Raw genomic sequence first — 26680 nt, 5'->3', positions numbered from 1 at the left:
GAAACTGACCCGGCCTGCATCCTGCAGGCAAAGAAACCTGTATATCTCAGATAGAGACAAGCACTTACTTATTGCTGAGAGCATATAGAACAACCGACTAAAGGAGTCTGACGTGCGTGCACTGATTCAGCGTGTGGCACATGCCAGTGTAGAAGTAGACCAGCAACGCATCGGCAAAATTAATCAGGGCCTGCTGGTTTTTATTGGTGTAGAGAAAGGTGATCGTCAGGAGGATGCAGACCGTTTGCTGAAAAAAATTCTGGCTTACCGGGTATTTTCAGACTCTGAAGATAAAATGAATCTGAGCGTCACAGATATTCAGGGTGGTTTACTACTGGTATCACAATTTACTCTGGCTGCAAATACTCAGAAGGGTTTGCGTCCGAGCTTCTCTTCAGCAGCACCTCCTCCTGAAGGGGAAGCCATGTATAACTATATAGTAGAACAGGCCCGTCTGATGCATCCGGATGTTGCTACAGGCCGTTTTGGAGCAGATATGAAAGTTGAGCTACTGAATGATGGTCCTGTTACCTTCCTGCTCGAAACCTGAGAACCAAGGTGAAAAAAATGAATGAAAGAGCGTCCAGAAAAGTAGCCCTGGTGACTGGTGGAGCACAAGGAATTGGTCGTGCAATCTGCCGGGGACTACTGCATCAGGGTATGCAGGTGATCTGTGCAGACATTGATATGGAAGCTGCCGATGAAACCGTTGCAGCCTATCAGGAGTTGGGAGATATCAGAGCCCTGTCGATGGACGTCGCGGATGAGCCTGCTGTGATTCAGGGAATAAAACAGATCATCAATGAGTTCGGGCGCCTTGATGTGCTGGTAAATAACGCAGGGCTATCCAGTCCTTTTAATGATCCGATTGAAGATATGTCCCTGGATGACTGGCAGAGATATCTGGATGTCAATCTGACCGGAGTATTTCTGGTCAGTAAATATGCCATCCCTTATCTGAGGGAACAGAAAGGAAGCATTATTAATATTGCCTCCACCAGAGCAATACAGTCTGAGCGCGATACAGAAGCCTATGCTGCCAGCAAGGGTGGTGTTTTATCTCTGACCCATGCGATGGCTATCAGTCAGAGCCCCGATATCAGGGTAAACTGTATTAGTCCGGGCTGGATTGAAGTTGGAGACTGGCAAAAATCACGGGCTCGTATCGAACCCATTCATTCACCATCTGATCTGGCCCAGCACCCTGTTGGCCGCATAGGTAAACCGGATGATGTGGCTTATATGGTCTGCTATCTTGCAACAGATGTGGCAGGCTTTATCACAGGGCAGAATTTTGTCATTGATGGCGGCATGGGGATACAGATGAATTACAACGATAACTGACCTCTGTTCTCCAGTCAGTAACAGGAAGAATACAGGAATACTTTTATTCAGCTATAAATGACGAACTGGCAGAATTCTCTCTGCCAGCTCCACTACATTTATGTGTGATCATCAACCTGATTCAGAATAAAGCTTCTGCTGCAGGCCCCTCTTCAACCACTGCTTCTGCTGGCATACCAGGCATAGTCCCTGATGTCGATGCCGGTGACTGTACTGATGTAGCCCGAGGCGCCAGCTCTTTACGAAATACTTCAAAAATAGCTCCGGTCTGGCCCGGACGAGCTATGCGACCTGTAGCCGGATCAATTTTGACAGTAACAATACCTGGCGGCTGTAGCATATTACTTTCAGGTTTACCTTCCAGCATAGCCCCCATGTAATCAATCCATACCGGTAAAGCCGCCTTACCGCCATACTCTCCGGTTGCCTGAGGTTTATCAAAGCCAACCCAGACAGTAGCAACCAGATCCTGATTAAAACCTGAGAACCAGGCATCATGCCTGTCATTTGTGGTTCCTGTCTTACCGGCAATGTCATTACGCTTCAGAACCAGAGCTCTGCGACCTGTGCCCTTTTTAATCACATCTTTAAGCATAGAGTGCATAATATAAACAACCCTCTCATCCAGCACTTTTGGCGCCACAGGTCGTTCAATGCCATCTCTCACAACCCGCAATGTCGATGCCTCACACTGTTTACAGACCACAGGAGTGCTGGCCTGGAAAAGCACTTCACCGGTACTGCTCTCGATGCGCTCAATCAGATGAGGAGTAACTTTATAGCCGCCGTTTGCAATCACGCTGTATCCGGCTGCAATATTCAAGGGGGATAACTCAGCACTACCAAGAGATAAAGATAAGTTAGCTGGCAACTCTTCAGGATTGAAACCGACACTCTGAGCCAGCTCAATAACCTGCTCCACCCCAACAGACTGCATCAGTCGGATAGACACCAGGTTTCTGGACTGATACAGAGCATGCCTTAAACGCGTCGGGCCGTAGAACTTACCACTGGAGTTACTGGGGCGCCATGCTGATTCCAGACTGACATCCTCAAAAACAACCGGAGCATCATTCACAAGACTGGCTGCCGTATAGCCATTCATCAGGGCGGTCATGTAGACAAAAGGTTTAAAGACAGATCCGGCCTGACGCCCCCCCTGATATGCCCGGTTGAATTTGTTCTGATAGAAATTAAAGCCCCCCAGTAATGCCATCACGCCACCATCATCCGGAGACAAAGAAACAAACGCTCCCTGGATTTCCGGTATCTGCGACAAACCCCACCCTTCTTCAAGAGGTTCGATGTAAACCAGATCTCCACGACGCACAATATCAGTGACAGCCTTCAGCTTAGGACCTTTCCATACCGGCGTGCGATAACGGCTGGCCCAGGTAACCGCTTGCCAGGGAATATCAATATATTCACCCTCTTCATTCACAACCTGTAGTTTTTTGCCTTCTGCTAAAGACACAATCGCTGGCTGAACCTTACTGAAGGAGGGGGCCCTGCGCAGCACTTTCAACCAATTGCTGATATTTTCACCGACCGCCTCTTCGGCTCCGGTTTCCGGAGAGATGCCCAGATCCAGCTCCCCATCAGCGTAAATACTGTTCTTTTCTTCTGTTTCTTCAACAAAAGGGGGGATATCTCTTTGCTGTCCACCTCTCCAGCCATGCCGCTTATCATAGGCCAGAAGCCCATCAATCAGAGCAGCATTGGCCACTGTCTGAGCTTTGGAGTCCACAGTGGTATACACCCGATAACCCGCGGTATAAAGGTCATCCCTTCCCATTCGCTCAGCAACTTCTTTACGAACCATCTCTGCGACATAAGGCGCCTCAACCTCCCTTTGTAAACCATGATAACGAGCCGTAATCGGCTCTCTGACAGCCTGGTCATAACTGTCTTTATCGATCATATTCAGGTCAAACATCCGCTGAATGATCCAGTTACGACGTAACAGAGCACGACGCGGGTTAACAATAGGGTTATAACGAGAAGGCGCTTTTGGTAATCCTGCGATCATAGCCAGCTGGGCCAGACTTAACTCATGCAGCTCTTTTCCGTAATACACTTCTGCGGCGGCATCAATACCATAAGCCCGATTTCCCAGGTAAATCTTGTTGACATACAGAGCCATAATATCTTCTTTGCTCAGTATTTTTTCCATCTGCAAAGCAATCAGGATCTCTTTGAATTTACGAGTAAACGTCTGATCCAGAGTCAACAGATAGTTACGGGCAACCTGCATAGTAATCGTACTGCCGCCCGACTGAATACGCCCACTCTGCGCCAGCTGTACAAACGCACGGGCCAGACCTTTAATATCAATACCACTATGGGAGAAAAAGCGCGTATCTTCTGCTGCCAGAATAGCCTGAATATACGCCTGAGGAATTTCATCATAAGTTACCGGGTTTCTGCGTTTTTCCCCAAACTCACCAATCAGCTTTTCATCCCGGGTAAAAATTCTCAGCGGTGTCTGCAACTGGAAATTTCTGAGCTGTTCAATATCGGGCAACTGAGGCCCCAGATAGAGCACGATACTTAAACCAACAACACCAGCTCCGCCAACACCTGCCAACAGGAAGTAAGTCAGCCATTTAATCATCTTTCTCAGTACATTCATGAACCTGTATATCCACTCATTGGTTTGTCAGACACAGACACCATTCAGAGAAGCCATTATAGGCAACTCCACTGAACAGATTCCAATTGCATACTGACTTTAAAAGCGATTTAATCTGTATATGAAACATTAGTGACTTAATATTTAGAAGGGAATCTGAATGCTGTCATCATTGTTCCGCGCCAGAAAGAAACATTTACTCGGCCTGGATATCAGCCACTCATCTGTCAGGCTGCTCGAGATGAGCTATTGCAAGAATCAGTTCAGGATTGAAAGCTATGGCTCTGCTTCCATCTCCCCCGAAGGCATATCCGGGCACGGAAAACCGAATCCTGAACTGATCAGTGAAGCAATAAAACAAATCATCGATCAGATCTGTCCAGTAACCCGACGGACCGCCACAGCCGTTGCCAGCACATCCGTCATTCATCACACATTTCATCTGCCCCTTAACCTGAACCCTAATGAGCTGGAAGCCAGAGTCAGCGTAGAAGCAGAACAGCTTATATCACATCCTGCAGATGATATCGTCACCGATTTTTATCAAATCCCCTTAATCACCTCTCTGAATCCAGCATCTTCCCCTGAAGAGCCTGTACAGGCTATACATATGACAGCATGTCGTCGGCAGACGATCCAGGAGCTGCAATCCGCGCTGGAAGCCGGAGGACTGGAACCTGAAATTATAGATATCGAGCACTTCGCTCTGGAGCGAATTCTTCACAGGATAATACCTGGACACTGGCATGATAAAAAACGATTAATCGCAATCCTTGATCTTAGTAACCAGCAAAGCACACTGAACATGATAGAGCAGGGTAAAGTCATCTATAATCGTGCCCATCCTGTTCGTCATGATCAACGGACATCCCCGGGAGGGTTCTGCTTGCAGGCTACACTTCAGGCCGGACAGGCCCTGCAACTTTTTTTCTCAGGCCACTCTCGATGTCCTGTTTTTTGTATTCTTATCGCAGGGGATCGCGCAACGGCTCCAGGATTATCCCAGGCAATCGAAAAGCAACTGAATATTCCATGCCGGATACTGAATCCATTAAAGCAAATCCAGACAAGTCCACATATTTGTCATAAAGACCTGCTGTGTCAGGCTCCTTCTTTACACATTGCCGCTGGCCTGGCCCTGAGGTGCGAATTCCTATGACGCCACGTATTAATTTATTGCCATGGAGAGAATACAAACGAAAACAGGATCAGCGTCGTTTCTTACTGTACATCCTGCTAAGCTCAGGCAGCGCAGCCCTGCTAATCATGTTATGGCATCTGTATCTGAGCTATCAGAGCAATCACCTGCTGTACGAACAAGAATACATTCAGCAGATAACACAGAGAATCAACCAGAGCATTGAAAAAATTAACCAGCTACAACAGAAAAAGCAGCAGATTCTGGCCCGTACCCAGCAGATTGCCCAGCTCCATCAGCAAAGAGCCCCTGTACTGAAACAACTCAATCTACTGGCAAAAGCGCATACACAGGGCGTGCAACTGCTCAGCGCCGAAAGCAGAAATCATCAATTACAGTTAACGGGGAAAACCAGAGATAATATCCAGCTATCCACTTACATGAAACGCCTGGGACAGCTGAGTCCTGAGCAACCTCCGCCAGTTCTACTCAGTATCAGGCAAGTATTACCAGAACAAACAGGGCAGCAGGTACATGCTTCACTGTATTTCCACCTGAAACAGGAGCAGCTTCACCCAACAGCCGGCCCATCAGATAATACGCCTACCTCCTCAAAAGCGTCCTCAAAGGAGAATACTCAATAATGGCTTCCGGCGACCTGAAAACCCACCTGAAACGATTATCTTCTGATTTCAGTCCCGATCACTGGACTGTCCTTGAATTCAGATCTGCAGGCCAATGGCCAGTCACATTAAGAATTATCATTCTCTTTGGAATATTTCTGATCGTTCTGATCGCAGGATACCTGTTACTGATCAGAGATACGTATTTAAGGCTAGAACAGCTCAACTCTCAGAAAATACTACTGACGACCAAACTGGAATCCCGTTCTTTTCTGGCAGCTAACCTGGATGCTTATCGACAAATGACAAAAGAGGCAGAACAAAGACTTAAGATCCTTTCGAAGCAAATCCCGGATCAGGCTGGTATTCCTGAATTCATTGAGCAATTACAGCTAATATCTGACCAGCACCAGATTCAGTTACTCAGAGTTACCCCTTCCCCGGCAATACATCAGCACTCCTATCAGGTCCACCCTATTCAACTGGAGTTGTCAGGCAATTATCACCAGCTGGGGCATTTGACAGCAAGCCTGATTCGTATGGAAAGACTGGTCACTTTGCATAACTATTCAATACACCTTAACCCGGATGCTGAAACCGATTCTCTGAAGATTCTGCTTATGATCAGAATTTACTATCAGCCCTCTTCCGATTAATGCGTTGTGTCATGGAGGACACAGAATGAAAAGTATCAGTAAAAGTACTGCTCGATTGCTTGCCTGTCACCCACAGGCAGCAATGATATTTACCAGAGTGTATCAGTCAGTATGGAGGCTGTTGATTCTCAGCTGCCTGCAAGCCTGCACTGAAGAACGCATTACTCCGGCATTCCAGCAACAAATTGAACAAATTATTAATCAGCCTTCTGGCAATATCACGCCTTTGCCTGCACCAGTCAAAGCAACCACACCAGATTACACCGGCAACCAGTACGCTTCTCCATTTTCCAGGGCCGGGCAATCAGACAACCGACTTACTCCCACGAATCAGTTATCTGAAAAGTCATGGCAGATAACGATGGCAGGTACAATACGCATCCATCCGGAAGAGCAAACATCCGCTCTGATCAGAGATCAGCAAGGTAATATTTATAAGCGAAGGACCGGGGAACTGTTACCAGACCTGTCAGGCAGAATCATTCGTATCACTCATCAGCAAATCGAAGTAAAAGATTCCAGTTCTGGCCAGATTATCCTGTTAGGTACTGATTCCGGAGGTCGCCATGAGTAAAAGTCTCTTTTACCGCACCTATACGCAATACATAGATAACTCTCTCACAGTATTGAAATGTTTCGCTGTAGCCTGCCTGATGATTATGGCGACTTCAGTCAGTATCCTCTCCTATGCAGCAGTCGCTGAGGTTTCGAAAAGTCCAGTTTTATCCCACTCAGACACCTCTAACTCCTTGATCAATATTCCGGACAGGACATTGACGCTTAACTTTCAGAAAGTAGATATACGGGCAGCCATACGCCTGGTCACAGAAAATACCGGCCTGAATCTGGTTATCAGTGATCAGGTCAAAGGCCACATTACACTGTACCTGGAGCAAGTCAGCTGGAAAAAGGCACTTGCTCTGATATTACAGAGCCAGTCTCTGACTTATCAGAAAGATGGCAATATCCTTCTAATCACTCTGGAAGAAGAAATTATCAGGCAGGAACATTCCGAACTGAAACACAAAGCAGAACGGGAGAAACTAGAAGCACTGCAATCTGAGTATATAGATATTCATTATGCTAAAGCCTCTGACCTGGCTACTCTGCTTCGCGCATCGGATCAGCAAACATCAATTCTCTCAGACAGAGGACAGGTGCGATCAGATAACAGAACCAATACACTGATGATTAAAGATACGCCTGCCGTTTTACAGGAAGTACGGGAACTGGTCAGTATACTGGACAGGCCGGTTCAGCAGGTACTGATAGAGGCAAGGGTTGTTACTTCACGCACCAATATCAGTGATGAGCTGGGTATCCGCTGGGGCGGCATCAGCAATGCTCATCCGGATAGCAGCAGTCTGAAACTGGCCAATGGTCCCTTAAGTGTTGATCTGGGAGTTAAGGGGTCAGGCTATATGAACTACAGCCCGATTGCAGGCCGTCTGGCCCTCGGTTACACCAGTTCAGATATTCTGGTTGATCTGGAGCTGGCAGCACTGGCCAGTGAAGGTAAGAGCGAAATTATTTCACAACCTAAAATTATTGCGACCAATAAGAAAAAAGCCCTTATAAAGTCAGGCAAACAAATTGCTTATCAGGAGGAGTCTTCATCCGGAGGCACTAAAACCGCATTTAAAGATGCGCTACTATTGCTGGAAGTCACACCTCAGATTACCCCGGACCATCGTATCATTATGGATCTCAGAATAAATCAGGATAACCCTGGCAGTCAGGAATTCTCCGGAGTACCTTCCATCGATACCAATGGTCTGGAAACTCAGGTTGTCATACGGGACGGGCAGACTATTGTATTAGGCGGTATTTACAGTTCGTCATCCTTCTATCAGAATTTCAGTGTGCCGGTACTGGGCGACTTACCCTTGCTGGGAAATCTGTTCAGACATTCCGAAAAGTCTCAGGAAAAAGTAGAATTACTGGTCTTTATTACGCCCCGGCTGATCGAAAGCACACTTTCCAGCCCGAACTGATATGAATTTCATCACGTAACTACATGTATTATAACCATAATATTGTTCTGGTCGGCCCAATGGGCGCAGGCAAAAGTACCATAGGCCGCCTGCTGGCTGCTGAACTGGGAATGATCTTTTTTGACTCTGACCGGGAGATTGAAGCTCGTTGTGGCACCAATATTCCCTGGATTTTTGATGTTGAAGGAGAAGAAGGCTTCAGACAACGGGAAATCCAGGTCATCGACGAACTATTACAGTCAGAAGAGCCAGTGCTTATCGCCACAGGAGGCGGAGCGATTACCCGAAAAGAGAATCGTGATGTCATTGGCCAGCTTAGTACGGTTGTCTATTTGCATACTTCCGTTGAACAACAGCTTCAGCGAACAGCGAAAGACAAAAACCGTCCCCTGCTTCAGAACGATAACCCTCGCGCTATTCTTGAGTCTCTTTTTGAAGTCAGACACCCCCTGTACGAAAGCAGCGCAGATCTGATTATACGTACAGACAAGCAAACGCCCAAAGCGGTTGTCAAAACGATTATTAAAAAGCTTAAAAACTTGTGAGCCCTATAATGAACCAGATACTGAATGTTGACCTTGGTGACCGCAGTTACCCGATACACATCGGAGCTGAGTTGCTCTCCCAGCCAGGATTACTGACACCACATATTCACGGTCACCAGGTAATGATTGTCACCAATACAACCGTGGCCCCTCTGTATCTGGACACCCTGAAGAGAACATTATTATCCACAGAGCAGTACCAGGTCGCCAATGTCATTCTTCCTGATGGAGAAGAACATAAGACCCTGGCCCAGGTAAATCTCATTTTTGATGCATTGCTGGAAAACCGGTTTAATCGTACGTGCACTCTGATAGCACTCGGAGGTGGAGTCATCGGTGATATTACCGGCTTTGCTGCGGCCAGTTACCAGCGTGGTGTTAATTTCATTCAGATTCCTACCACACTATTGTCGCAGGTTGATTCCTCTGTGGGAGGAAAGACAGGTGTAAATCATCCTCTTGGTAAAAATATGATCGGTGCATTCTGGCAGCCTCAGGTTGTACTGGCTGATACCCGTGTACTGAAAACCTTGCCGGCCAGAGAATTATCAGCAGGGCTGGCAGAAGTGATCAAGTATGGCCTGATCCGGGATCCGGACTTTTTCATATGGCTTGAAGACAATATTTCAGGCCTGATGGCGATGGACGACGAATTACTGACAGAAGCCATTTTCCGTTCATGTCAGAATAAAGCCGATGTTGTCGCTGAGGATGAAAAAGAACATGGCGTACGCGCCACACTCAACCTTGGTCATACCTTTGGTCATGCGATAGAAACCGAACAGGGCTACGGCAACTGGCTTCATGGTGAGGCGGTGGGCACAGGGATGTTAATGGCTGCAGATTTGTCATGGAGAGAAGGCTGGCTAAGTAAAGAAGACTGTTCAAGAGTCAGACAAATACTGGCCCACGCCAACCTCCCTGCAGAGCCTCCTGCACAGATGAGTGCACAATGCTTTATTGATCATATGCTGGTCGATAAAAAAGTGCTGGATGGTAATCTAAGGCTCGTTTTACTGAAAACAATTGGCCAGGCTGTGGTAACCAGTGATTTCTCTGAAATGCATCTTCATGCTTGCCTGGAAGCAGGGAAAAATCTCGGTCAAAAATGATATTAAAGTCTTCCAGAAGGGAACAGAACCGCCTATCATCGTGTATTCTGTGCAGACTTTAACCCCATTTTGCCGTTCTGATAGTGGACTTAAAAATCTATGTTCGGAAATAACAGTAATAGTAAGGATTCTGACATGAGCGGAGACAATTTCTCCTTTTCGCCAATCACCCCCTCCGTCACTGATGGCGTGATTGAAGAATCACTGTTCTTTCCTGCTCAGCAGCAGCACCAGGTCATTGAACTGATTACACATCTGTGTCGGTACAGTAATTTAATGCTCACTATCACCGGCCCCCAGGGTGCGGGGAAAACACTGGTAAAACGCCGGATTCTGGATGGACTGGACTCTGGTGTTCAGATCTGTGATCTGAATACCGATACTGTAACCCAGCCACAGGCTTTTCTGGGTGTGCTCAGTTCAGTGCTGAATCTGGGGTTGCCTACCGGGGCTGATCTGAATCAGTATCTGACGCGCCTGAAAGATTCTTTTGCCCTGATGCACAGAGAGGGCCAGGCCTGTCTGATTGTTATTGACGATGCACAGAAGCTTAGCAGCGAAACACTGGAGCTATTACTTATTCTTCTATCTGATGATGATGAATTATGTCGCCCCCACGTACTGATGCTCGGTGAAAATCAACTGCTGGATACCTTAAACAGTTCACGTCTGAAAGACAGATTCATAGCTATTGGCCATCATCTGGCACTTGAGCCGATGAATACCAGTGAAGCACGTAACTATCTGGATTACCGCTTAGAAGCAGCCAATGTAGCAGGTATGCTGAGCGACGATCAGAAAACCGATATTTTACGCTCAGGGGGCGGAGTACCGGGTCAGATTAACCGCATGGCGAATCTGGCATTAAGCGACCCGGATTCGCTGAAAAAGGTTGCAGGTATTACCGCTCAGACGGCTTCTACAGCTTACTCTCAGACTGCAGCACCAGACTTTGAGATCCCTCTGTCAACAGCAGATATTGACGATGAGCCAGAGGGGCTGGCTGCAGAGCCGAAGACCAAGAAAAGGAAATCGGCCAAAAAGAAGGCATCCTCACCTGCCCGTATTCCAGTCTGGCACCTGGCTGCCCTGTCAGTGGTCTCCGCACTGCTAATTATAGCTTTTCTGTACCAGGATGATCTGATTAACGCCGGTCAGGAAGCCCCTGCGGAAGTCGCAGAGAATACCCCCTTAACTGACCTGAATCGTCTTGACCGACCTGCGGATGAAACGCTGGCAGAAGCAGAGTCATTACAAGAGACTGAAGATGGTGAAGCTATTACGATTATTAAGCCTGTATTCCCTCAGGAAGATGATCGGACAGAAGAAGAAAAACGTCAGGCTGATGCCAGTCTGCTGGAGTCAGTCAATACCTCTTCTACTGCTTCAGCAAACATACCAGAGCCCACATCCGCTAAACCAGTTGAAGCCAAACCGGAACCAGCTGAGCAAAAATCTGTTGTCGTAGCAGAATCAGAACCTGAGAAACCGGCTTCGGCTACAACCACCAGCAAAAGTAACAGTCCCTATAAACAGGAAGATGCTCTGCTGAAGCTGAATAAAAACCAGTACACATTACAGCTGCTGGGTACCCAGATTGAAAATAATGCCATTAAATTTATTGGAGGCCTGAACAGTAAAAAGAATGTGCGTTATTTTGAAACGGTTTACAAAGGCAAGCCATGGTTTGTCGTTATTTATGGTGAATACCAGGACAGAGATTCTGCTATTGCCAGTATTCCAAAGCTTGCAGCTGAGCTTCAGGCACGCAAACCCTGGGCTCGAAGTATCGCCAGCGTACAGGCTGACATAAGGAAGAAATAACCACTAGCCACAAATCTGCACGGCGCTGCTTTTTATCTGAAACCAGCGCCTTTTCCAGAAAATCCTCCGATTAAAACTAATCCTTTAGTCTATTTGACTAAACCGATTACTTTCACACAATGTTACTGTGTTTGAGATTCCACACACTCCTGTGTAGAATCTCTCTCCCTTTGCCTCATAAGAAAGCCCTGTCAGGACGGGAAAAAGCGTATCGACAAAGAAAAATAAAAACGAAGCTTCAGAGGCCATAACAACGATTTTGTACTAGCGAGAGTTAGCTTTATGAGAACTGGTCTGTATCATCCTGATGAATTCAGAGATAACTGTGGTTTTGGCCTGATCGCACACATGAATGGCGATGCAAGTCATAACTTGTTACAGACAGCGATCGAAGCTCTGACCTGCATGACTCACCGCGGTGGTATCGCGGCTGATGGCAAGACGGGTGATGGCTGTGGTTTGCTGCTGAAAAAACCAGATACCTTCCTTCGTACCATAGCAAAGGAGCAGTTTGCCGCTGAGCTTTCTGACAACTTTGGTGTAGGTATGGTATTTCTGTCACAGGATAGCGCAAAAGCCGAGAAAGCCCGCACAACAATGAATGCGGAACTTTCTACACAAGGCCTGACGGTTGTCGGCTGGCGTCCGGTTCCTATCAATACCGACGTTTGCGGTCCTATGGCGCTGGATTGTCTGCCACAATTTGAGCAGGTTTTTGTCAATGCTGATGGTATGAATCAACAACAGCTGGCAGTAAAACTGTTCCTTGCACGCCGAAAAACAGAGATGGCACTGAAAGAAGACACGGATTTCTACGTCGCGAGTCTGTCTTCTCAGGTTATTTCTTACAAAGGCCTGGTAATGCCGGCAGATCTGCCAAAGTTCTACCAGGACCTGAGCGACGAACGTCTGGAAACCGCAATCTGTGTTTTCCACCAGCGTTTCTCTACTAATACCGCGCCAAAGTGGCCTTTGGCACAGCCTTTCCGTTACCTGGCACACAATGGTGAAATTAACACCATTGAAGCGAACCGTAACTGGGCCAACGCCCGTAAGAGCAACTTTAATAACGACCTGCTGAATCTGGATGAACTGGATCAGGTTGTGAATACCACTGGTTCTGACTCCTCTAGTATGGACAACATGCTGGAAGTACTGCTGACCGGCGGTATGGATCTGTTTAAAGCCGTGCGTCTGATGATTCCGCCTGCGTGGCAGAACAACGACACGATGGATGCCGATCTGCGTGCTTTCTACGAGTACAGCTCCATGCATATGGAACCATGGGATGGTCCTGCCGGTCTGGTGCTGACCGATGGTCGTCATGCCGTGTGTATGCTGGACCGTAACGGTCTGCGTCCTGCACGCTGGGTGATCACCAAAAATGGTTATATCACCCTGGCTTCCGAGATTGGTGTATACGACTACAAGCCAGAGGACGTTGTCGCGAAAGGCCGTGTTGCACCAGGCCATATGCTGGTTGTCGATACTGAAACCGGTGAAGTAATGCACCGCGAAGATATTGATAACCGCCTGAAATCAGCACATCCCTACAAACAGTGGATGCGTGAGAAGGCAACCTTCCTTGAGTCGACGCTGGGTGAGCTGCAAGGCCCTAAATTTACCCCGATCGCTCCGGAAGCACTGCAGGCGCATATGAAGATGTTCCAGGTCAGCTTTGAAGAGCGTGACCAGGTGCTGCGCCCATTGGCTGAAAGTGGCCAGGAAGCGGTTGGCTCTATGGGTGACGACACCCCTATGGCGGTATTGTCCCGTAAGAACCGCCTGACGACCGATTACTTCCGTCAAAAATTTGCCCAGGTGACCAACCCACCGATTGATCCTCTGCGTGAAGCGATCGTGATGTCGCTGGAAACCTGCCTGGGTACCGAGCTGAATGTCTTTGAAGACAGTGTCGACCACGCCAACCGTGTCGTACTGACCACTCCTGTACTGTCGCCGCGTAAATTCAAGACGCTGACACTGCTGGAGGACAAAGGCTTCCCAGCGCACAAAATTGAACTGCAATACAACCCTCAAGATACCGGCCTGAAACAAGCGCTGGCAAATGTCTGTGAACAGGCAGAAGAAGCCGTGCGTTCCGGCAAAGTGATCATCATTCTGACCGATCGCCATATTGAGCAAGGTTTACTGCCCGTTGATGCGACTATGGCAACTGGTGCAGTGCATCACCACCTGAGTACTAAAGGCCTGCGTTGTAATGCGAACCTGATTATCGAATCTGGCCTGGCCCGTGATTCTCACCAGATGGCCGTTATGTTCGGCTTTGGTGCTACCGCGATCTATCCGTACCTGAGTTATAACGTACTGGCTGATCTGCAGCGCACTGGTGAACTGCTGGGTGATCCGGCTGAGATCCGTGAGAACTATCGCAAGGGTATCCAGAAGGGCCTGATGAAGATCCTGTCTAAGATGGGTATCTCCACAATTGCCTCTTACCGTGGTGCCCAGCTGTTTGAAGCGGTGGGTCTGTCAGAAGAAGTCTGTGACCTGTGTTTCAAAGGTGTGGCATCCCGTATTAAGGGTGCGGAGTTCAGCGACTTCCAGATGCAGCAGGAGCTGCTGGCGGAAACCGCATGGAAACCACGTAAGAAAATAGAACAGGGTGGCCTGCTGAAATACGTGCACGGTGGTGAGTATCATGCTTACAACCCAGATGTGGTACGTGCCGTTCAGGAAGCCGTACAAACGGGGAGCTATGAAGCTTTCCAACGTTTCTCCAGACTGGTTAATGAACGTCCAGCAGCCACCATTCGTGACCTGTTGAAAGTGAAGCAAGCGTCTAACCCTATTGCTCTGAGTGAAGTTGAGCCGGCGGAATCCATTCTGCGTCGCTTCGACTCGGCGGCTATGTCTCTGGGTGCTCTGTCTCCGGAAGCCCACGAAGCACTGGCTCAGGCGATGAATGAGCTGGGCGGTCGCTCTAACTCCGGTGAGGGCGGTGAGGATGCGGCGCGTTTCGGTACGCTGAAAAACTCTAAGATCAAGCAGATTGCATCCGGTCGTTTTGGCGTCACACCACATTACCTGGTGAATGCGGAAGTGCTGCAGATTAAGGTCGCCCAGGGTGCAAAACCCGGTGAAGGTGGTCAGTTGCCAGGCGGTAAAGTGAACGCACTGATTGCACGTCTGCGTCACTCAGTGCCAGGTGTAACTCTGATTTCACCACCACCGCACCACGATATCTACTCCATTGAGGATCTGGCGCAGCTGATTTTCGACCTGAAACAGGTAAACCCAGACGCTCTGATCTCAGTGAAACTGGTATCTGAGCCAGGTATCGGCACCATCGCAACTGGCGTGGCTAAAGCCTATGCCGATCTGATCACCGTTTCTGGTTACGACGGAGGTACTGCAGCCAGCCCTCTGACCTCCATTAAGCATGCGGGTTCTCCATGGGAACTGGGTCTGCCGGAAGTGCATCAGGCACTGCGCATCAACAATCTGCGTGACAAAGTACGTTTGCAGACAGACGGTGGCCTTAAAACCGGTCTGGATGTGATTAAAGCGGCGATTCTGGGTGCAGAGAGCTTTGGCTTCGGTACCATCCCTATGGTTGCTCTGGGTTGTAAATATCTGCGTATCTGTCACCTGAACAACTGTGCGACAGGTGTTGCCACTCAGAACGAAAAACTGCGTGAAGAGTACTTTATCGGTACTGTGGAAATGGTGAAAAACTACTTCCGCTTTGTCGCGCAGGAAGTACGCGAGATCATGGCAGAGATGGGGGTACGCACTTTTGAAGATCTGGTTGGCCGTACTGATCTGTTGGAAGCGATCTCTGATGATCAAGCACCAGCTAAGATCCAGAAGCTGGATCTGACTGATCTGCTGAATAACAACTTTGTACCCGCTGATGCGCCGAATACCTGTCAGGTGGCTCGTAACGAACCTTTCGATAAAGGTGAGCTGGCTGAACGTATGGTTGCAGAAACACACGCCGCTATTGATAGTGGCAAAGGCGGTGAGTTTGCCTTTAACGTTACCAACTGTGACCGCTCTATCGGTGCTCGTCTCTCGGGTGAGATCGCCAAGCGCTGGGGTGATCAGGGCATGAGCGAGAACCCTCTGACCCTGAAACTGACCGGTGTAGCCGGACAGAGTTTTGGAGTCTGGAACGCCAAGGGCCTTAACCTCTATATCGAAGGCGATGCCAACGATTACGTGGGTAAAGGGATGAACGGCGGTAAGATCGTTCTTCGCCCACCTTCAGGCAGCCCATTTAACTCGAATGAAACATCTATCATCGGTAATACCTGTTTATATGGTGCAACGGGCGGCAAGCTGTTTGCAGCAGGCCAGGCAGGTGAGCGCTTTGGTGTGCGTAACTCCGGCTGTCATGCCGTGATCGAAGGCGCTGGTGACCACTGCTGTGAGTATATGACAGGCGGTATGGTGACTGTACTGGGTGAAACCGGTTATAACTTCGGTGCTGGTATGACCGGTGGCTTCGCCTACGTGCTGGACCTGGACCGTACCTTTGTTGATAAATACAACCATGAGCTGGTCGATATTCACCGTATCAGCTCCGAGCCGATGGAAGCTTATCGTAACCATCTGCGTAGCGTTATCGCTGAGTTTGTTGAAGAAACCGGTAGTGATTGGGGGCAGGAACTGCTGACCAATTTCTCTGACTACTATCGTCACTTCTGGCTGGTGAAACCAAAAGCGGCCAGCCTGAGCAGCCTGCTGGACAGTACACGCCAGCGCTCAGAGTAATTCAACACGCAGATTAGTGATTAGCTTTTATATGAGGTGAGGCTGCTATGGCTGAACGTTTAGGTAACGATTTTCAATTTGTTGAAGTGGGTCGTAAAGACCCACAAAAAACACCGGCGGACGTGCGTAAGAACGAATTTAAAGAGATCTACGCACCGTTTAAAGCGGATGAAGCATCAAATCAGGCACATCGCTGTCTGGCTTGTGGTAATCCATATTGTGAATGGCGCTGCCCGGTACATAACTACATTCCAAACTGGCTCAAACTGGCCACCGAAGGCAACATCATGGAAGCGGTTGAGCTGTGTCACAGCACCAATTCACTGCCAGAAGTGTGTGGCCGTGTCTGCCCTCAGGATCGTTTGTGTGAAGGCTCCTGTACACTGGGTGAAGGTGGCTTTGGCGCGGTAACCATCGGTTCGGTTGAGAAGTACATCACTGATACCGCTTTTGCTATGGGCTGGCGTCCGGATATGTCCAAAGTAGTCTGGACCGACAAGAAAGTCGCCATCATTGGCGCCGGTCCTGCCGGTCTGGCCTGTGCGGATATCCTGGTCCGTAACGGTGTTAAGCCTGTGGTCTTTGATAAGAACCCGGAGATCGGTGGTCTGCTGACCTTCGGTATTCCTGAGTTCAAACTGGAAAAACACGTGATGTCCCGCCGCCGCGAAGTCTTCTCCGACATGGGTGTGGAATTCCGGTTGAATACCGAAGTGGGCACCGATATCACCATCGATCAGCTGCTGAGCGACTACGATGCAGTATTTATGGGCATGGGTACTTATACCTATATGACTGGCGGTATTCCTGGTGAAGATCTGCCGGGTGTTCATGCGGCACTGGACTTCCTGATCTCTAACGTAAACCACTGTCTGGGTTACGAGAAATCACCGGAAGACTACACCAGCATGGAAGGTAAGCGCGTAATCGTTCTGGGCGGTGGTGACACCGCAATGGACTGTAACCGTACCTCTATCCGTCAGAACGCTGAGTCTGTAATCTGTGCCTATCGTCGTGACGAAGCCAATATGCCGGGTTCCAAGCGTGAAGTTGTGAACGCAAAAGAAGAAGGCGTACAGTTCCTGTTTAACCGTCAGCCTGTGGCTATTGTCGGTGAGGACAAGGTTGAAGGCATCAAGCTGGTAACGACCCGTATGGGTGAACCGGATGCTAATGGCCGTCGTCGTCCAGAGGTTGTGGCCGGTTCTGAAGAGATCGTACCGGCTGACGCAGTACTGATCGCGTTTGGTTTCCGTCCAAGTCCTGCCGAGTGGTTTGATCGCTGCAAAATCAATACAGATGACGGTGGCCGTGTGATCGCACCAGCTGAGTCACGCTACCCATACCAGACCAGCAATGAAAAGATCTTTGCCGGTGGTGATATGGTTCGTGGTTCCGATCTGGTTGTGACAGCCATTGACGAGGGGCGTAAGGCTGCGGAAGGTATTATGGATTACCTGGATGTGTAATTCCGACTGATACCAGCCTGTCCGAAAAGCCGCGTAGCCTGATGCTATGCGGCTTTTTTGTATCTCATCCTTACAACTCCTTACAAATCGTTTTTTTCTTTTAACTCAATAAGATAAATATTAAATTAATCAATTGAACGGTATCGACCGATTTTTAGCAGTTTGCTTTTTAGTCTAAATACTCTACCCTCCTTTTAATCAATCGATTAAAAATGAAGCACTGCTATGAACGCTCAATTTACACCGGAAAAAAGTAAGAAGAAGCGCGGACGGCCTACCACCAGAAGCGCACGAAATGTAAGGGAAAACCTGATCTCAGCAGCCCGCGCCTGTTTTATTGAAAAGAATTATCAACAGATTACAACCCGGGAAATTGCTGCCAGAGCAAACTCAACTATGGCGATGATCCATTATTATTTCGGTAATAAAGAAGGATTATTTCAGGCTATGTTTGTTGAGACATTTGAACCTCTGCGCCAGATGACCCGACAAGGAGTAGAAAACCCACCAGAAACCTTTTCTGAATTTTTCAGACAGTATTATGCTCTGATGACAGAGTATCCTGGATTTGTTGTTGTCATACTAAAATGTATGCTGTTCGAAAATGGTCCACTGGAAGAAAATTTTATTCATCAACATATGCGTGAAAAAGCAGAACCGATGGAAAAAATGCTGATGAAGATGCAGGAAAAAGGGGTTATAAACCCGGACATGGACACCAAAATGCTCCATATCAGCATTATCAGTCTGATGAATATGCCTTTTCTGATGGAACCTAATCTGGAAGCTACCCTGGATATCAGGCCAGATAAGGAATTCTGGCAAAAAATGGCGGAGCACCAGTGTATTTTGCTGGAACAGGGCTGTTTAAAGCGTGGACAGGCCTGAAAAGAATAAGACCCCAACAGGCAAAGAGAACTGACTTTTTGCCTGTTTTCTATCACTCAAAAAGAATTACCAGAGACGAATCAGAATCTGCAGGCAGATCCATGAATAGACCCCTGCCAGTACATCATCAACCATAATACCAAAACCGCCAGCCACCCGACGGTCAGCCCATTTCACAGGCCAGGGCTTCAGCACGTCAAAGAAACGAAACAGGGCAAAGCCTGCCAGCGCCCATTCCCAACCGGCAGGAGCCATAAACATCGTCAGCCAGTAACCTACGAATTCATCCCAGACAATACCGGAATGATCATGAACACCGAGGTCTTCTGATGTCTTTTCGCACAGCCATACTCCGACCAGAAAGCTAACAACCAGCAAAGTAACAAATGCGAAAACAGACCAGTGCTGAAACCATAACAGATAAGGAATAATGGCTGCTGCTGTGCCTGCGGTTCCCGGTGCCCAGGGGGAAGCTCCACTGCCTAACCCAAAAGCCAGAAAGTGAACGGGCTTTTTCCAGACACTGGCAGGTACTCTGTTCATTCAGTTATTCCTGCCAAAGTGGTCAAATCCGGCTGAATTAAAATGATTCAGCCCTTCGATACCAGGCGTGCTGGTGATAACACCAACCGGGTACAACTGGAGGTGACACTGATCAGCGCATACTTCCAGTTCCAGGCGCCTTTTAGGAGAGATCATAAAGCAGAGCTGATAATCATCTCCCCCACTAATAGCCATTTCGAAAGCCCTATCTTCACCGAACAAGGATTTCAACGACGAAGAAATGGGTATTCTGCCCGGATCCAGCACTGCCCCAACACCACTGGCTTTAAGGACATGATTCAGGTCAGCCAGAAAGCCATCCGATATATCAATAGCAGCACGAACCCGGCCTGACAAAGAAGACAGCAGGTCAAAACGAGGCTCAGGCCGCAGATAGGCCTGCTTAAGACTTTGATACTCAGGAAGATCCAGTTCCGGGTTCAGTACAACCTCAAGACCACCGGCAGCTTCACCAAGAGGCCCTGACACGTAAATCAGATCTCCGGGCTTAGCTCCACTGCGCTTCCAGGCCGCTCCGGGAGAAACATATCCCTGAACCTGCACCGTGACCGAAAGTGCACCACGGGTGGTATCCCCTCCAACCAGAGCAATACCAAAACGTCGCGCAAGATCCGAAATTCCCTGAGAAAAAGATTCCAGCCATTCCCCCTTTCCCTCAGGGAGAGTCAGGGCAAGCGTAAACCAGGCAGGCTTAGCTCCCATAGCAGCAAGATCACTCAAACTGACCGCCAGAGCACGCCAGCCAATATCATAGGGGTCAGCATCTTCCGGAAAATGAACTCCGGCAACAGATGTGTCCACAGATACAACCAGCTGCTTCCCTTCAGGTACAGAGATCAACGCACAGTCATCACCAATACCCAGACAGACATCCCGGCGTTCAGGCTGCAATATCTCTGAGCAGAAATAACGGCGGATCAGTTCAAATTCACTCACAGAATCAGCCTTTATTACGAACCGAAGCTTCAGCGGCACGTAATCTCGGTGCCAGTTTATCCAGAATGCCATTCACATATTTATGACTTTCTGTCGCCCCAAAGCGCTTAGCCAGCTCAATAGCTTCATTAATTACGACACGATATGGAACATCAATACGCTTACTCAGCTCATATGTCCCGATACGCAGAATAGCTAACTCAACCGGATCAAGCTCATCCACTCTGCGATCCAGTAAAGGTGCAAACTGTTCATCCAGCTCATTCTTACACTTTGGAATACCATGCAGCAATTCATTAAAGTATGTCAGATCAGCAATCTCAACAGCTGCACTGATATCTTCATGGGACTCCAGATTATCATCCGCCTGCGCAGAACGAATCTGTAACTCAACCTGTTGCAGAGCCGCACCTGTCATCTGCCACTGATACAATCCCTGTAACGTTAACTGGCGAGCAGCACGTCGAGCGGCTGTTCTACTGGATTTTTTACCTTGAGACATTATTTTTCCGGATTAAAAGTTATTAAATAAGCTGACCATTTCCAGAGCACTCAGGGCGGCTTCAGAGCCTTTATTACCAGCCTTAGTACCGGAGCGCTCAATTGCCTGCTCAATGGTGTCAACAGTCAGGACACCGTTAGTGATCACAACACCTGTTTGTAAGGATAGCTGGCCCAGACCTTTTGTACATTCCCCGGCCACGTATTCAAAGTGAGGGGTTCCACCACGAATCACTGCCCCCAGAGTAATGACCGCATCCGGCTGCTGTTTCTCAATCACTCTCTTAACAACCAGCGGCAATTCCCATGCACCCGGGGCGCGAATCACACTGATATTATCTTCCTCAACCCCGTGGCGACGCAGAGTATCAATCGCACCCTCAACCAGATGTTCAACAACAAAGCTGTTAAAACGGCCGACTACGATCGCGTATTTAGCATTGCAATTAACAAAATTGCCTTCAAAAGATTGTACAGTCATGAAATCAGATCCTGTTCCATTATTCTTCGCAGGGGATATATTCTTCAATCTCCAGATCAAACCCGGAGATAGCATTAAATTTCATTGGAGAACTCAGCAAGCGCATTTTGCCAACGCCCAGATCACGCAGAATCTGAGAGCCGGTTCCAACCGTCAGATAAGCACCAGAATAACTCACATTAACTTTGGACTGCTGTCGTTGATTCAGCATCAGCTCAACAGAGTCACTCATATCAATACGGTCACCGGTATCCAGCAACAGAACGACGCCTCTTCCTTCTTGCGCAACCTTTTCCAGCGCTTTGCGCATCGTCCACTTCATACCGCCATCGGCAGGAAGAGCACCGACAACATCACGCAGAACCTCTGCCCGGTTATGTACCCGGACCAGAGTAGGCTCATCTTCCTTAATATCCCCCAGACTCATCGCCAGATGAGTACAGTTCTGAATATCATCCCGGTAGGTGACATATTTGAAGTCACCGTACTCAGTACTCATCACGCCCTGCTGATCGCGCTCAACAGTATGTTCATTGGCGGTGCGGTAATGAATGAGATCAGCAATAGTGCCAATTTTCAGATTATGCTTTTCAGCAAACTTTTCCAGGTCAGGGCGACGGGCCATAGTGCCGTCTTCATTCATGATTTCAACAATCACGCCTGCCGCTTCAAACCCCGCCATACGGGCCAGATCGCAACCAGCTTCGGTATGCCCGGCACGACTCAGCACACCACCTGGCTGAGCCATCAGAGGAAAAATATGTCCGGGCTGTACAATATCTTCAGATTTGGCACTTTCTCTGACAGCAGTACGCACAGTATGGGCACGATCTGCTGCTGAAATACCTGTTGTCACACCTTCTGCAGCTTCAATAGACAACGTAAAATTAGTCGAGAACTGAGCGCCATTACTCTGAACCATGAGAGGAAGCTTCAGCTGCTCACAACGTTCTCGGGTCAGGGTCAGACAAATCAATCCTCTGGCATGAGTGGCCATAAAGTTAATATCCTCAGCCCGGACCATCTCTGCGGCAATGACCAGATCACCTTCGTTCTCACGATCCTCATCATCCATCAGGATGACCATCTTTCCCTGACGGATATCGTCCAGTAATTCTTCAACTGTGTTTAACTGCATCAGACATCTCTTTTTCATCAGCCCCGGTAAAAACCGTGTTGGGCTAAAAATTCAACACTCATACCCGAAGAAGAGGAAGTGTTATCCTCTGAAGCACCTAATAAACGTTCCAGATAACGGGCAATAAGATCAACTTCCAGATGAAGTTTCTGTCCCGCACTGTAACCTTCCAGTACCGTCTCAGCCAGAGTATGAGGCACAATGTTCAATTCAAAAATATCGCCCTCCAGTCCATTCACCGTCAGACTGGTTCCGTCTACTGTAACAGACCCCTTGTCCGCAATATATTTCAGCAGGCCAGCAGGAGCCTGTATACGAAAGCGGACTGAACGGGCATCATCACATCGCTCAACAATTTTGCCAACTCCATCAACGTGCCCGCTGACGATATGTCCACCAAAGCGGGAGGATAGCATCATGGCCTTTTCAAGATTAACCTGTCTTCCTGGGCGATATTCAGCAAAGCAGGTGTGGCGTACTGTTTCCAGAGAAACATCAGCCTGAAAGCCTCGTGCATTAAGCTCAGTAACCGTCAGGCAAACACCATTAACTGCAATACTGTCGCCAAGCTTAACATCTGTCAGATCCAGCTCACCGGTATTCACTCTGACCTTATAGTCACCACCAGCAGGCTGCAGCGATTCAATTGTACCAACCGCTTCTATGATTCCGGTAAACATTATTCCGTATTTCCTTTAAAGCGGGCTGTTAACATCAGATCATCTCCCACTGTACGACAATCTCTGATCTCCAGCGACATCTTATCAGCCATGTTCCGGACTCCGGGAAGATTCAGTAATCCACGGGCGCTGTGTCCTAATAAAACAGGAGCCATAAACAGAACAAATTCGTCAATCAGACCTGCTTCAGCAAAAGCACCTGCCAGAGTAGCTCCTGTTTCCAGCAACACCTCATTACAGTCTCTGTCGCTCAGGTACTCCATCAGTGATGACAAAGCAACTCGCCCCATGCTGTCAGAAGGCAAGCGAACAGTGGTCACTCCCATATGCCTCAGTTCAGTCAGTTTATCCGGATCTGCCTGACAGAAAACGACTACGGTTTCACCGGGCTGTCTGAGAATTTTAGCATTCAGTGGAATTCTTAACTGAGAATCCAGAACAACACGCATCGGCTGACGCTCAGCAATCACGCTGGCATTCTCCAGGTTCAGCTGATCAGCTCTCACAGTTAATGAGCAGTTGTCATAAATAACTGAACTGACTCCGGTAACAATTGCTGAGCTTGCCGCCCTTATTCTCTGAACCTGAGTACGGGCAGCAGGTCCGGTAATCCACTGGCTTTCTCCGGACTGCATCGCAGTACGACCATCCAGGCTCATCGCCATTTTACAGCGGATAAAAGGTCGGTTATACGCCATCCGATAGATAAATCCAGGGTTAAGAGCATAGGCTTCATCCCGTAGTACATCACAGGTTATTTCAACACCGGCATCCCGTAGTTTCTGAATACCGTTACCTGAAACAAGCGGATTTGGATCCTGCATGCCAATAACAACACGTTTAACTCCGGCATTGATCAACGCATCGGCACAGGGAGGGGTTTTACCCTGATGGGAACAGGGTTCAAGCGTAACATACGCCGTAGCGCCTTCTGCACAGATACTATCAGGCAGCGTTGAAAGAGCATTGACTTCTGCATGCCCTTCACCTGCTCTTTCATGCCAGCCGGAGCTCAGGATTTCATTATCCCTCACCAGAACACAGCCCACTCTGGGGTTAGGAAATGTAGAATACTGCCCTTTTCTGGCCAGACGAATAGCCATAGACATATAGTACTGATCTGATTGCATGCAGAAGAGGTCCTGAATTAAACGCTTAATTATGAATCTTTAGGAAGATGCTCCCCTTTAAGAAAAGGAGGATCCTGTGCCAAACGATCAATTTCTGCCCGGAATTCATCCAGATCCTGAAAGCTGCGGTAAACAGAAGCAAAACGGATATACGCAACCTGATCCAGTAATCGAAGCTGAGCCATCACTTCTTCCCCAATCAGCCGGGAAGGAACTTCTCTGTCACCCCGCGCCCTCAGACGCTGACGAATGCGTTCCAGTGCCGCTTCAAAAGACTCTGTACTGACAGGTCTTTTTTCAAGTGCTCGCTGCATGCCTGCACGAAGCTTAGATTCATCAAAAACCTCACGCTTCCCATCATGCTTCACAATTTTAGGCATAACCAGCTCAGCTGTTTCGTACGTTGTAAAACGCTCTCCGCAACCCAGACATTCACGGCGACGACGAACCTGATCCCCGTCAGCAACCAGTCGTGAGTCAGTAACCTTTGTTTCCTGTGCTCCACAAAATGGACAGTACATACAAGACTCTTTAATCAAGAATAAATTCAGAACGTCTCCGCCAGTATAAACTGATCGGTTATACACTTATTTTACCTGTTCACCGCCTGCTTTTACTACCGCAGAAACAGATAAGCCCGGCAAAAGCCGGGCTTATCTGAAGATAAAATCAGTATCAGGCGTAAACAGGGAACTGTTTACAGATAGCCTTCACTTTTTCCTTCACTGTCGAGATAACATCTTCATTATTGATATCATCCAGGACATCACAGATCCAGTTTGTCAGTTCCGCTACTTCAGCCTCTTTGAAACCACGACGAGTCACTGCCGGAGTACCAATACGCAGGCCAGAAGTGACAAAAGGTGAACGCGGGTCATTAGGTACAGAGTTTTTATTTACAGTGATATTAGCACGGCCCAGAGCTGCATCAGCATCTTTACCAGTAAACTCTTTATCAATCAGATCAACCAGGAACAGGTGATCATCAGTACCATCAGAAACAATCTTGATACCACGGGCTTTGAATGTATCAGCCATTGCCTGTGCGTTCTTCACAACCTGAGCCTGATACTCTTTCCATTCTGGCTCCATCGCTTCTTTAAAGCACACTGCTTTTGCTGCGATGATATGCATCAGAGGACCGCCCTGAGACTCAGGGAATACTGCGAAGTTCAGTTTCTTCTGTAATTCTTCATCAGCACGGGCAGACAGGATCAGACCACCACGTGGACCACCCAGCGTTTTGTGAGTCGTTGTCGTAACAACATCAGCAACACTAATTGGAGATGGGTAAACACCTGCAGCAACCAGGCCTGCAACATGGGCCATATCAACAAACAGGAAAGCCCCTACTTTGTCTGCGATATCGCGGAAACGCTGCCAATCAACAACACGAGAATAAGCAGAGAAACCTGCCACAATCATTTTTGGCTTGTGCTCTTCTGCCAGACGCTCAACTTCTGCGTAATCAATCTCACCAGTTTCCGGATTCAGACCATACTGAACAGCATTGTAAATGCGGCCAGAGAAAGAAACAGTTGCACCATGAGTCAGGTGGCCACCGTGTGCCAGACTCATACCCAGAACAGTATCACCGGGCTTACACAGAGCCATGTAAACAGCCGCATTAGCCTGAGAACCAGAGTGAGGCTGAACATTTGCGTAAGTTGCACCAAACAGCTCTTTCGCACGATCAATAGCCAGATCTTCAACAACATCAACATGCTCACAACCACCATAGTAGCGCTTACCCGGATAACCTTCAGCGTACTTGTTGGTCAGGCCAGAGCCCTGGGCCTGCATTACACGAGGACTTGTGTAGTTTTCAGAAGCAATCAGTTCAATATGCTCTTCCTGACGAACTTCTTCTGCCTGCATAGCAGCCCACAGTTCTTCATCGTAACCAGCGATAGTCATATCACGTGTAAACATCGTCTACCTCTAACCTGCAAAAGTTGAGTTTCTCGGGTATCAGAACCCGCTCAAAAACTGGAAACGCGGATTCTAACGCACTTATGAACAAGGTTCACTTGAAAAGAATCGATTTTTACGTTGAAAAGATTCATATAACAGGAAGAACTGTTATTCAGCTTCTTTAAAGCTCATACAGTTAGCTGCCATTTAAAATCAATCACAATCTGAGAGTGTTAAATTCAACAAACTAAACTTCTGTTTATCATTGCCCTGATTCGCTTTTTCTTCATACAACGAAAAAACCCCGGTCATAGAGACCGGGGTTCTTAATTTAAAGCTTGATGATGTCCTACTCTCACATGGGGAGGCCC

General features: G+C 48.2%; 23 protein-coding genes. 13 read left to right on the top strand and 10 right to left on the bottom strand.

The features are described from left to right. The first annotated feature begins 112 nt into the window (after window positions 1-112). Together dtd and H4O21_RS15140 are read left to right on the top strand one after the other, a co-directional pair. Entirely contained in the window at window positions 113-550 is a 438-nt protein-coding gene (gene dtd / locus H4O21_RS15145) for a D-aminoacyl-tRNA deacylase (RefSeq protein WP_182809720.1), read from the top strand. A gap of 17 nt (window positions 551-567) precedes the next feature. After that, window positions 568-1344: a glucose 1-dehydrogenase gene (locus H4O21_RS15140; RefSeq protein ID WP_182809719.1), complete on the top strand. Its 777-nt coding sequence runs from the start codon at window positions 568-570 to the stop codon at window positions 1342-1344. 121 nt (window positions 1345-1465) lie between these two features. On the opposite strand, the gene H4O21_RS15135 is transcribed toward H4O21_RS15140, so the two are convergent. Beyond that, on the bottom strand, window positions 1466-3976 hold the full coding sequence (locus tag H4O21_RS15135) for a penicillin-binding protein 1A (RefSeq protein WP_182809718.1): 2511 nt from the start codon (window positions 3974-3976) through the stop codon (window positions 1466-1468). A gap of 160 nt (window positions 3977-4136) precedes the next feature. Here H4O21_RS15135 and pilM point away from each other — a divergent pair, with 160 nt between their 5' ends. The 11 genes from pilM (at window position 4137) to H4O21_RS15080 (ending at window position 18965) form a co-directional block, all read left to right on the top strand. Continuing rightward, a complete protein-coding gene (gene pilM, locus H4O21_RS15130; RefSeq protein WP_182809717.1) occupies window positions 4137-5135 on the top strand; it encodes a type IV pilus biogenesis protein PilM in 999 nt (332 codons plus the stop codon). Continuing rightward, window positions 5132-5758: a PilN domain-containing protein gene (locus tag H4O21_RS15125; protein ID WP_182809716.1), complete on the top strand. Its 627-nt coding sequence runs from the start codon at window positions 5132-5134 to the stop codon at window positions 5756-5758. Before pilM ends, H4O21_RS15125 begins: the two co-directional genes overlap by 4 nt. After that, the gene (locus tag H4O21_RS15120) at window positions 5758-6393 is read left to right on the top strand and encodes a type IV pilus inner membrane component PilO (RefSeq protein ID WP_182809715.1); all 636 of its coding nucleotides are present in this window, start codon (window positions 5758-5760) and stop codon (window positions 6391-6393) included. Before H4O21_RS15125 ends, H4O21_RS15120 begins: the two co-directional genes overlap by 1 nt. Window positions 6394-6418: 25 nt before the next feature. Beyond that, entirely contained in the window at window positions 6419-6967 is a 549-nt protein-coding gene (locus H4O21_RS15115; RefSeq protein ID WP_182809714.1) for a pilus assembly protein PilP, read from the top strand. 199 nt (window positions 6968-7166) lie between these two features. Further along, complete coding sequence (locus H4O21_RS15110) at window positions 7167-8387, top strand: type IV pilus secretin PilQ (RefSeq protein ID WP_182809713.1); 1221 nt, start codon at window positions 7167-7169, stop codon at window positions 8385-8387. Window positions 8388-8410: 23 nt separating this feature from the next. Next, a complete protein-coding gene (gene aroK, locus H4O21_RS15105) occupies window positions 8411-8932 on the top strand; it encodes a shikimate kinase AroK (RefSeq protein WP_182809712.1) in 522 nt (173 codons plus the stop codon). Window positions 8933-8940: 8 nt separating this feature from the next. Further along, entirely contained in the window at window positions 8941-10044 is a 1104-nt protein-coding gene (gene aroB, locus H4O21_RS15100) for a 3-dehydroquinate synthase (protein WP_182809711.1), read from the top strand. Between the two features lie 135 nt (window positions 10045-10179). Further along, window positions 10180-11868, top strand: a complete 1689-nt coding sequence (locus H4O21_RS15095) for an AAA family ATPase (RefSeq protein WP_182809710.1) — start codon at window positions 10180-10182, stop codon at window positions 11866-11868. A gap of 282 nt (window positions 11869-12150) precedes the next feature. Further along, window positions 12151-16608, top strand: coding sequence for a glutamate synthase large subunit (gene gltB, locus H4O21_RS15090; RefSeq protein ID WP_182809709.1), 4458 nt, complete (start codon window positions 12151-12153; stop codon window positions 16606-16608). Between the two features lie 47 nt (window positions 16609-16655). Next, window positions 16656-18077: an FAD-dependent oxidoreductase gene (locus tag H4O21_RS15085; RefSeq protein ID WP_182809708.1), complete on the top strand. Its 1422-nt coding sequence runs from the start codon at window positions 16656-16658 to the stop codon at window positions 18075-18077. A gap of 225 nt (window positions 18078-18302) precedes the next feature. Then, window positions 18303-18965, top strand: a complete 663-nt coding sequence (locus H4O21_RS15080; protein WP_182809707.1) for a TetR/AcrR family transcriptional regulator — start codon at window positions 18303-18305, stop codon at window positions 18963-18965. A gap of 66 nt (window positions 18966-19031) precedes the next feature. On the opposite strand, the gene H4O21_RS15075 is transcribed toward H4O21_RS15080, so the two are convergent. The 9 genes from H4O21_RS15075 to glyA form a co-directional block, all read right to left on the bottom strand. Next, window positions 19032-19508 (bottom strand): phosphatidylglycerophosphatase A family protein, encoded by a 477-nt coding sequence (locus tag H4O21_RS15075; protein WP_182809706.1) that lies wholly within the window; start codon window positions 19506-19508, stop codon window positions 19032-19034. Then, on the bottom strand, window positions 19509-20465 hold the full coding sequence (thiL, locus tag H4O21_RS15070; protein WP_182809705.1) for a thiamine-phosphate kinase: 957 nt from the start codon (window positions 20463-20465) through the stop codon (window positions 19509-19511). It lies immediately after the preceding gene. A gap of 4 nt (window positions 20466-20469) precedes the next feature. Further along, window positions 20470-20967, bottom strand: coding sequence for a transcription antitermination factor NusB (gene nusB / locus H4O21_RS15065; protein WP_182809704.1), 498 nt, complete (start codon window positions 20965-20967; stop codon window positions 20470-20472). 12 nt (window positions 20968-20979) lie between these two features. Beyond that, on the bottom strand, window positions 20980-21447 hold the full coding sequence (gene ribH, locus H4O21_RS15060) for a 6,7-dimethyl-8-ribityllumazine synthase (RefSeq protein WP_182809703.1): 468 nt from the start codon (window positions 21445-21447) through the stop codon (window positions 20980-20982). A 19-nt stretch (window positions 21448-21466) separates the two neighbouring features. Further along, entirely contained in the window at window positions 21467-22585 is a 1119-nt protein-coding gene (gene ribBA, locus H4O21_RS15055) for a bifunctional 3,4-dihydroxy-2-butanone-4-phosphate synthase/GTP cyclohydrolase II (RefSeq protein WP_182809702.1), read from the bottom strand. A 17-nt stretch (window positions 22586-22602) separates the two neighbouring features. Then, on the bottom strand, window positions 22603-23265 hold the full coding sequence (locus H4O21_RS15050) for a riboflavin synthase (protein ID WP_182809701.1): 663 nt from the start codon (window positions 23263-23265) through the stop codon (window positions 22603-22605). Continuing rightward, window positions 23265-24395 (bottom strand): bifunctional diaminohydroxyphosphoribosylaminopyrimidine deaminase/5-amino-6-(5-phosphoribosylamino)uracil reductase RibD, encoded by a 1131-nt coding sequence (ribD, locus tag H4O21_RS15045; protein WP_182809700.1) that lies wholly within the window; start codon window positions 24393-24395, stop codon window positions 23265-23267. The genes H4O21_RS15050 and ribD overlap by 1 nt, the downstream gene beginning before the upstream one ends. A gap of 29 nt (window positions 24396-24424) precedes the next feature. After that, window positions 24425-24916 (bottom strand): transcriptional regulator NrdR, encoded by a 492-nt coding sequence (gene nrdR, locus H4O21_RS15040; RefSeq protein ID WP_182809699.1) that lies wholly within the window; start codon window positions 24914-24916, stop codon window positions 24425-24427. A 154-nt stretch (window positions 24917-25070) separates the two neighbouring features. Beyond that, window positions 25071-26327: a serine hydroxymethyltransferase gene (glyA, locus tag H4O21_RS15035; protein WP_182809698.1), complete on the bottom strand. Its 1257-nt coding sequence runs from the start codon at window positions 26325-26327 to the stop codon at window positions 25071-25073. Window positions 26328-26680: the final 353 nt, after the last annotated feature.

Source organism: Oceanospirillum sediminis, assembly GCF_014164585.1.
Taxonomy (GTDB): domain Bacteria; phylum Pseudomonadota; class Gammaproteobacteria; order Pseudomonadales; family Halomonadaceae; genus Oceanospirillum; species Oceanospirillum sediminis.
Note: the sequence above shows the minus strand (reverse complement) of the source record. Positions and strands in the feature narration are given on the sequence as shown.

Bases quoted from the DNA above. Each gene is read 5' to 3' on its own strand.
- aroK (WP_182809712.1), top strand. From the start codon at position 8,411: ATGTATTATAACCATAATATTGTTCTGGTCGGCCCAATGGGCGCAGGC.
- H4O21_RS15050 (WP_182809701.1), bottom strand. From the start codon at position 23,265: ATGTTTACCGGAATCATAGAAGCGGTTGGTACAATTGAATCGCTGCAG.
- H4O21_RS15120 (WP_182809715.1), top strand. From the start codon at position 5,758: ATGGCTTCCGGCGACCTGAAAACCCACCTGAAACGATTATCTTCTGAT.
- pilM (WP_182809717.1), top strand. From the start codon at position 4,137: ATGCTGTCATCATTGTTCCGCGCCAGAAAGAAACATTTACTCGGCCTG.
- H4O21_RS15085 (WP_182809708.1), top strand. From the start codon at position 16,656: ATGGCTGAACGTTTAGGTAACGATTTTCAATTTGTTGAAGTGGGTCGT.
- ribD (WP_182809700.1), bottom strand. From the start codon at position 24,395: ATGCAATCAGATCAGTACTATATGTCTATGGCTATTCGTCTGGCCAGA.
- H4O21_RS15135 (WP_182809718.1), bottom strand. From the start codon at position 3,976: ATGAATGTACTGAGAAAGATGATTAAATGGCTGACTTACTTCCTGTTG.
- ribH (WP_182809703.1), bottom strand. From the start codon at position 21,447: ATGACTGTACAATCTTTTGAAGGCAATTTTGTTAATTGCAATGCTAAA.
- H4O21_RS15080 (WP_182809707.1), top strand. From the start codon at position 18,303: ATGAACGCTCAATTTACACCGGAAAAAAGTAAGAAGAAGCGCGGACGG.
- nusB (WP_182809704.1), bottom strand. From the start codon at position 20,967: ATGTCTCAAGGTAAAAAATCCAGTAGAACAGCCGCTCGACGTGCTGCT.
- H4O21_RS15075 (WP_182809706.1), bottom strand. From the start codon at position 19,508: ATGAACAGAGTACCTGCCAGTGTCTGGAAAAAGCCCGTTCACTTTCTG.
- glyA (WP_182809698.1), bottom strand. From the start codon at position 26,327: ATGTTTACACGTGATATGACTATCGCTGGTTACGATGAAGAACTGTGG.
- H4O21_RS15125 (WP_182809716.1), top strand. From the start codon at position 5,132: ATGACGCCACGTATTAATTTATTGCCATGGAGAGAATACAAACGAAAA.
- gltB (WP_182809709.1), top strand. From the start codon at position 12,151: ATGAGAACTGGTCTGTATCATCCTGATGAATTCAGAGATAACTGTGGT.
- nrdR (WP_182809699.1), bottom strand. From the start codon at position 24,916: ATGTACTGTCCATTTTGTGGAGCACAGGAAACAAAGGTTACTGACTCA.
- aroB (WP_182809711.1), top strand. From the start codon at position 8,941: ATGAACCAGATACTGAATGTTGACCTTGGTGACCGCAGTTACCCGATA.
- H4O21_RS15140 (WP_182809719.1), top strand. From the start codon at position 568: ATGAATGAAAGAGCGTCCAGAAAAGTAGCCCTGGTGACTGGTGGAGCA.
- ribBA (WP_182809702.1), bottom strand. From the start codon at position 22,585: ATGCAGTTAAACACAGTTGAAGAATTACTGGACGATATCCGTCAGGGA.
- H4O21_RS15095 (WP_182809710.1), top strand. From the start codon at position 10,180: ATGAGCGGAGACAATTTCTCCTTTTCGCCAATCACCCCCTCCGTCACT.
- H4O21_RS15115 (WP_182809714.1), top strand. From the start codon at position 6,419: ATGAAAAGTATCAGTAAAAGTACTGCTCGATTGCTTGCCTGTCACCCA.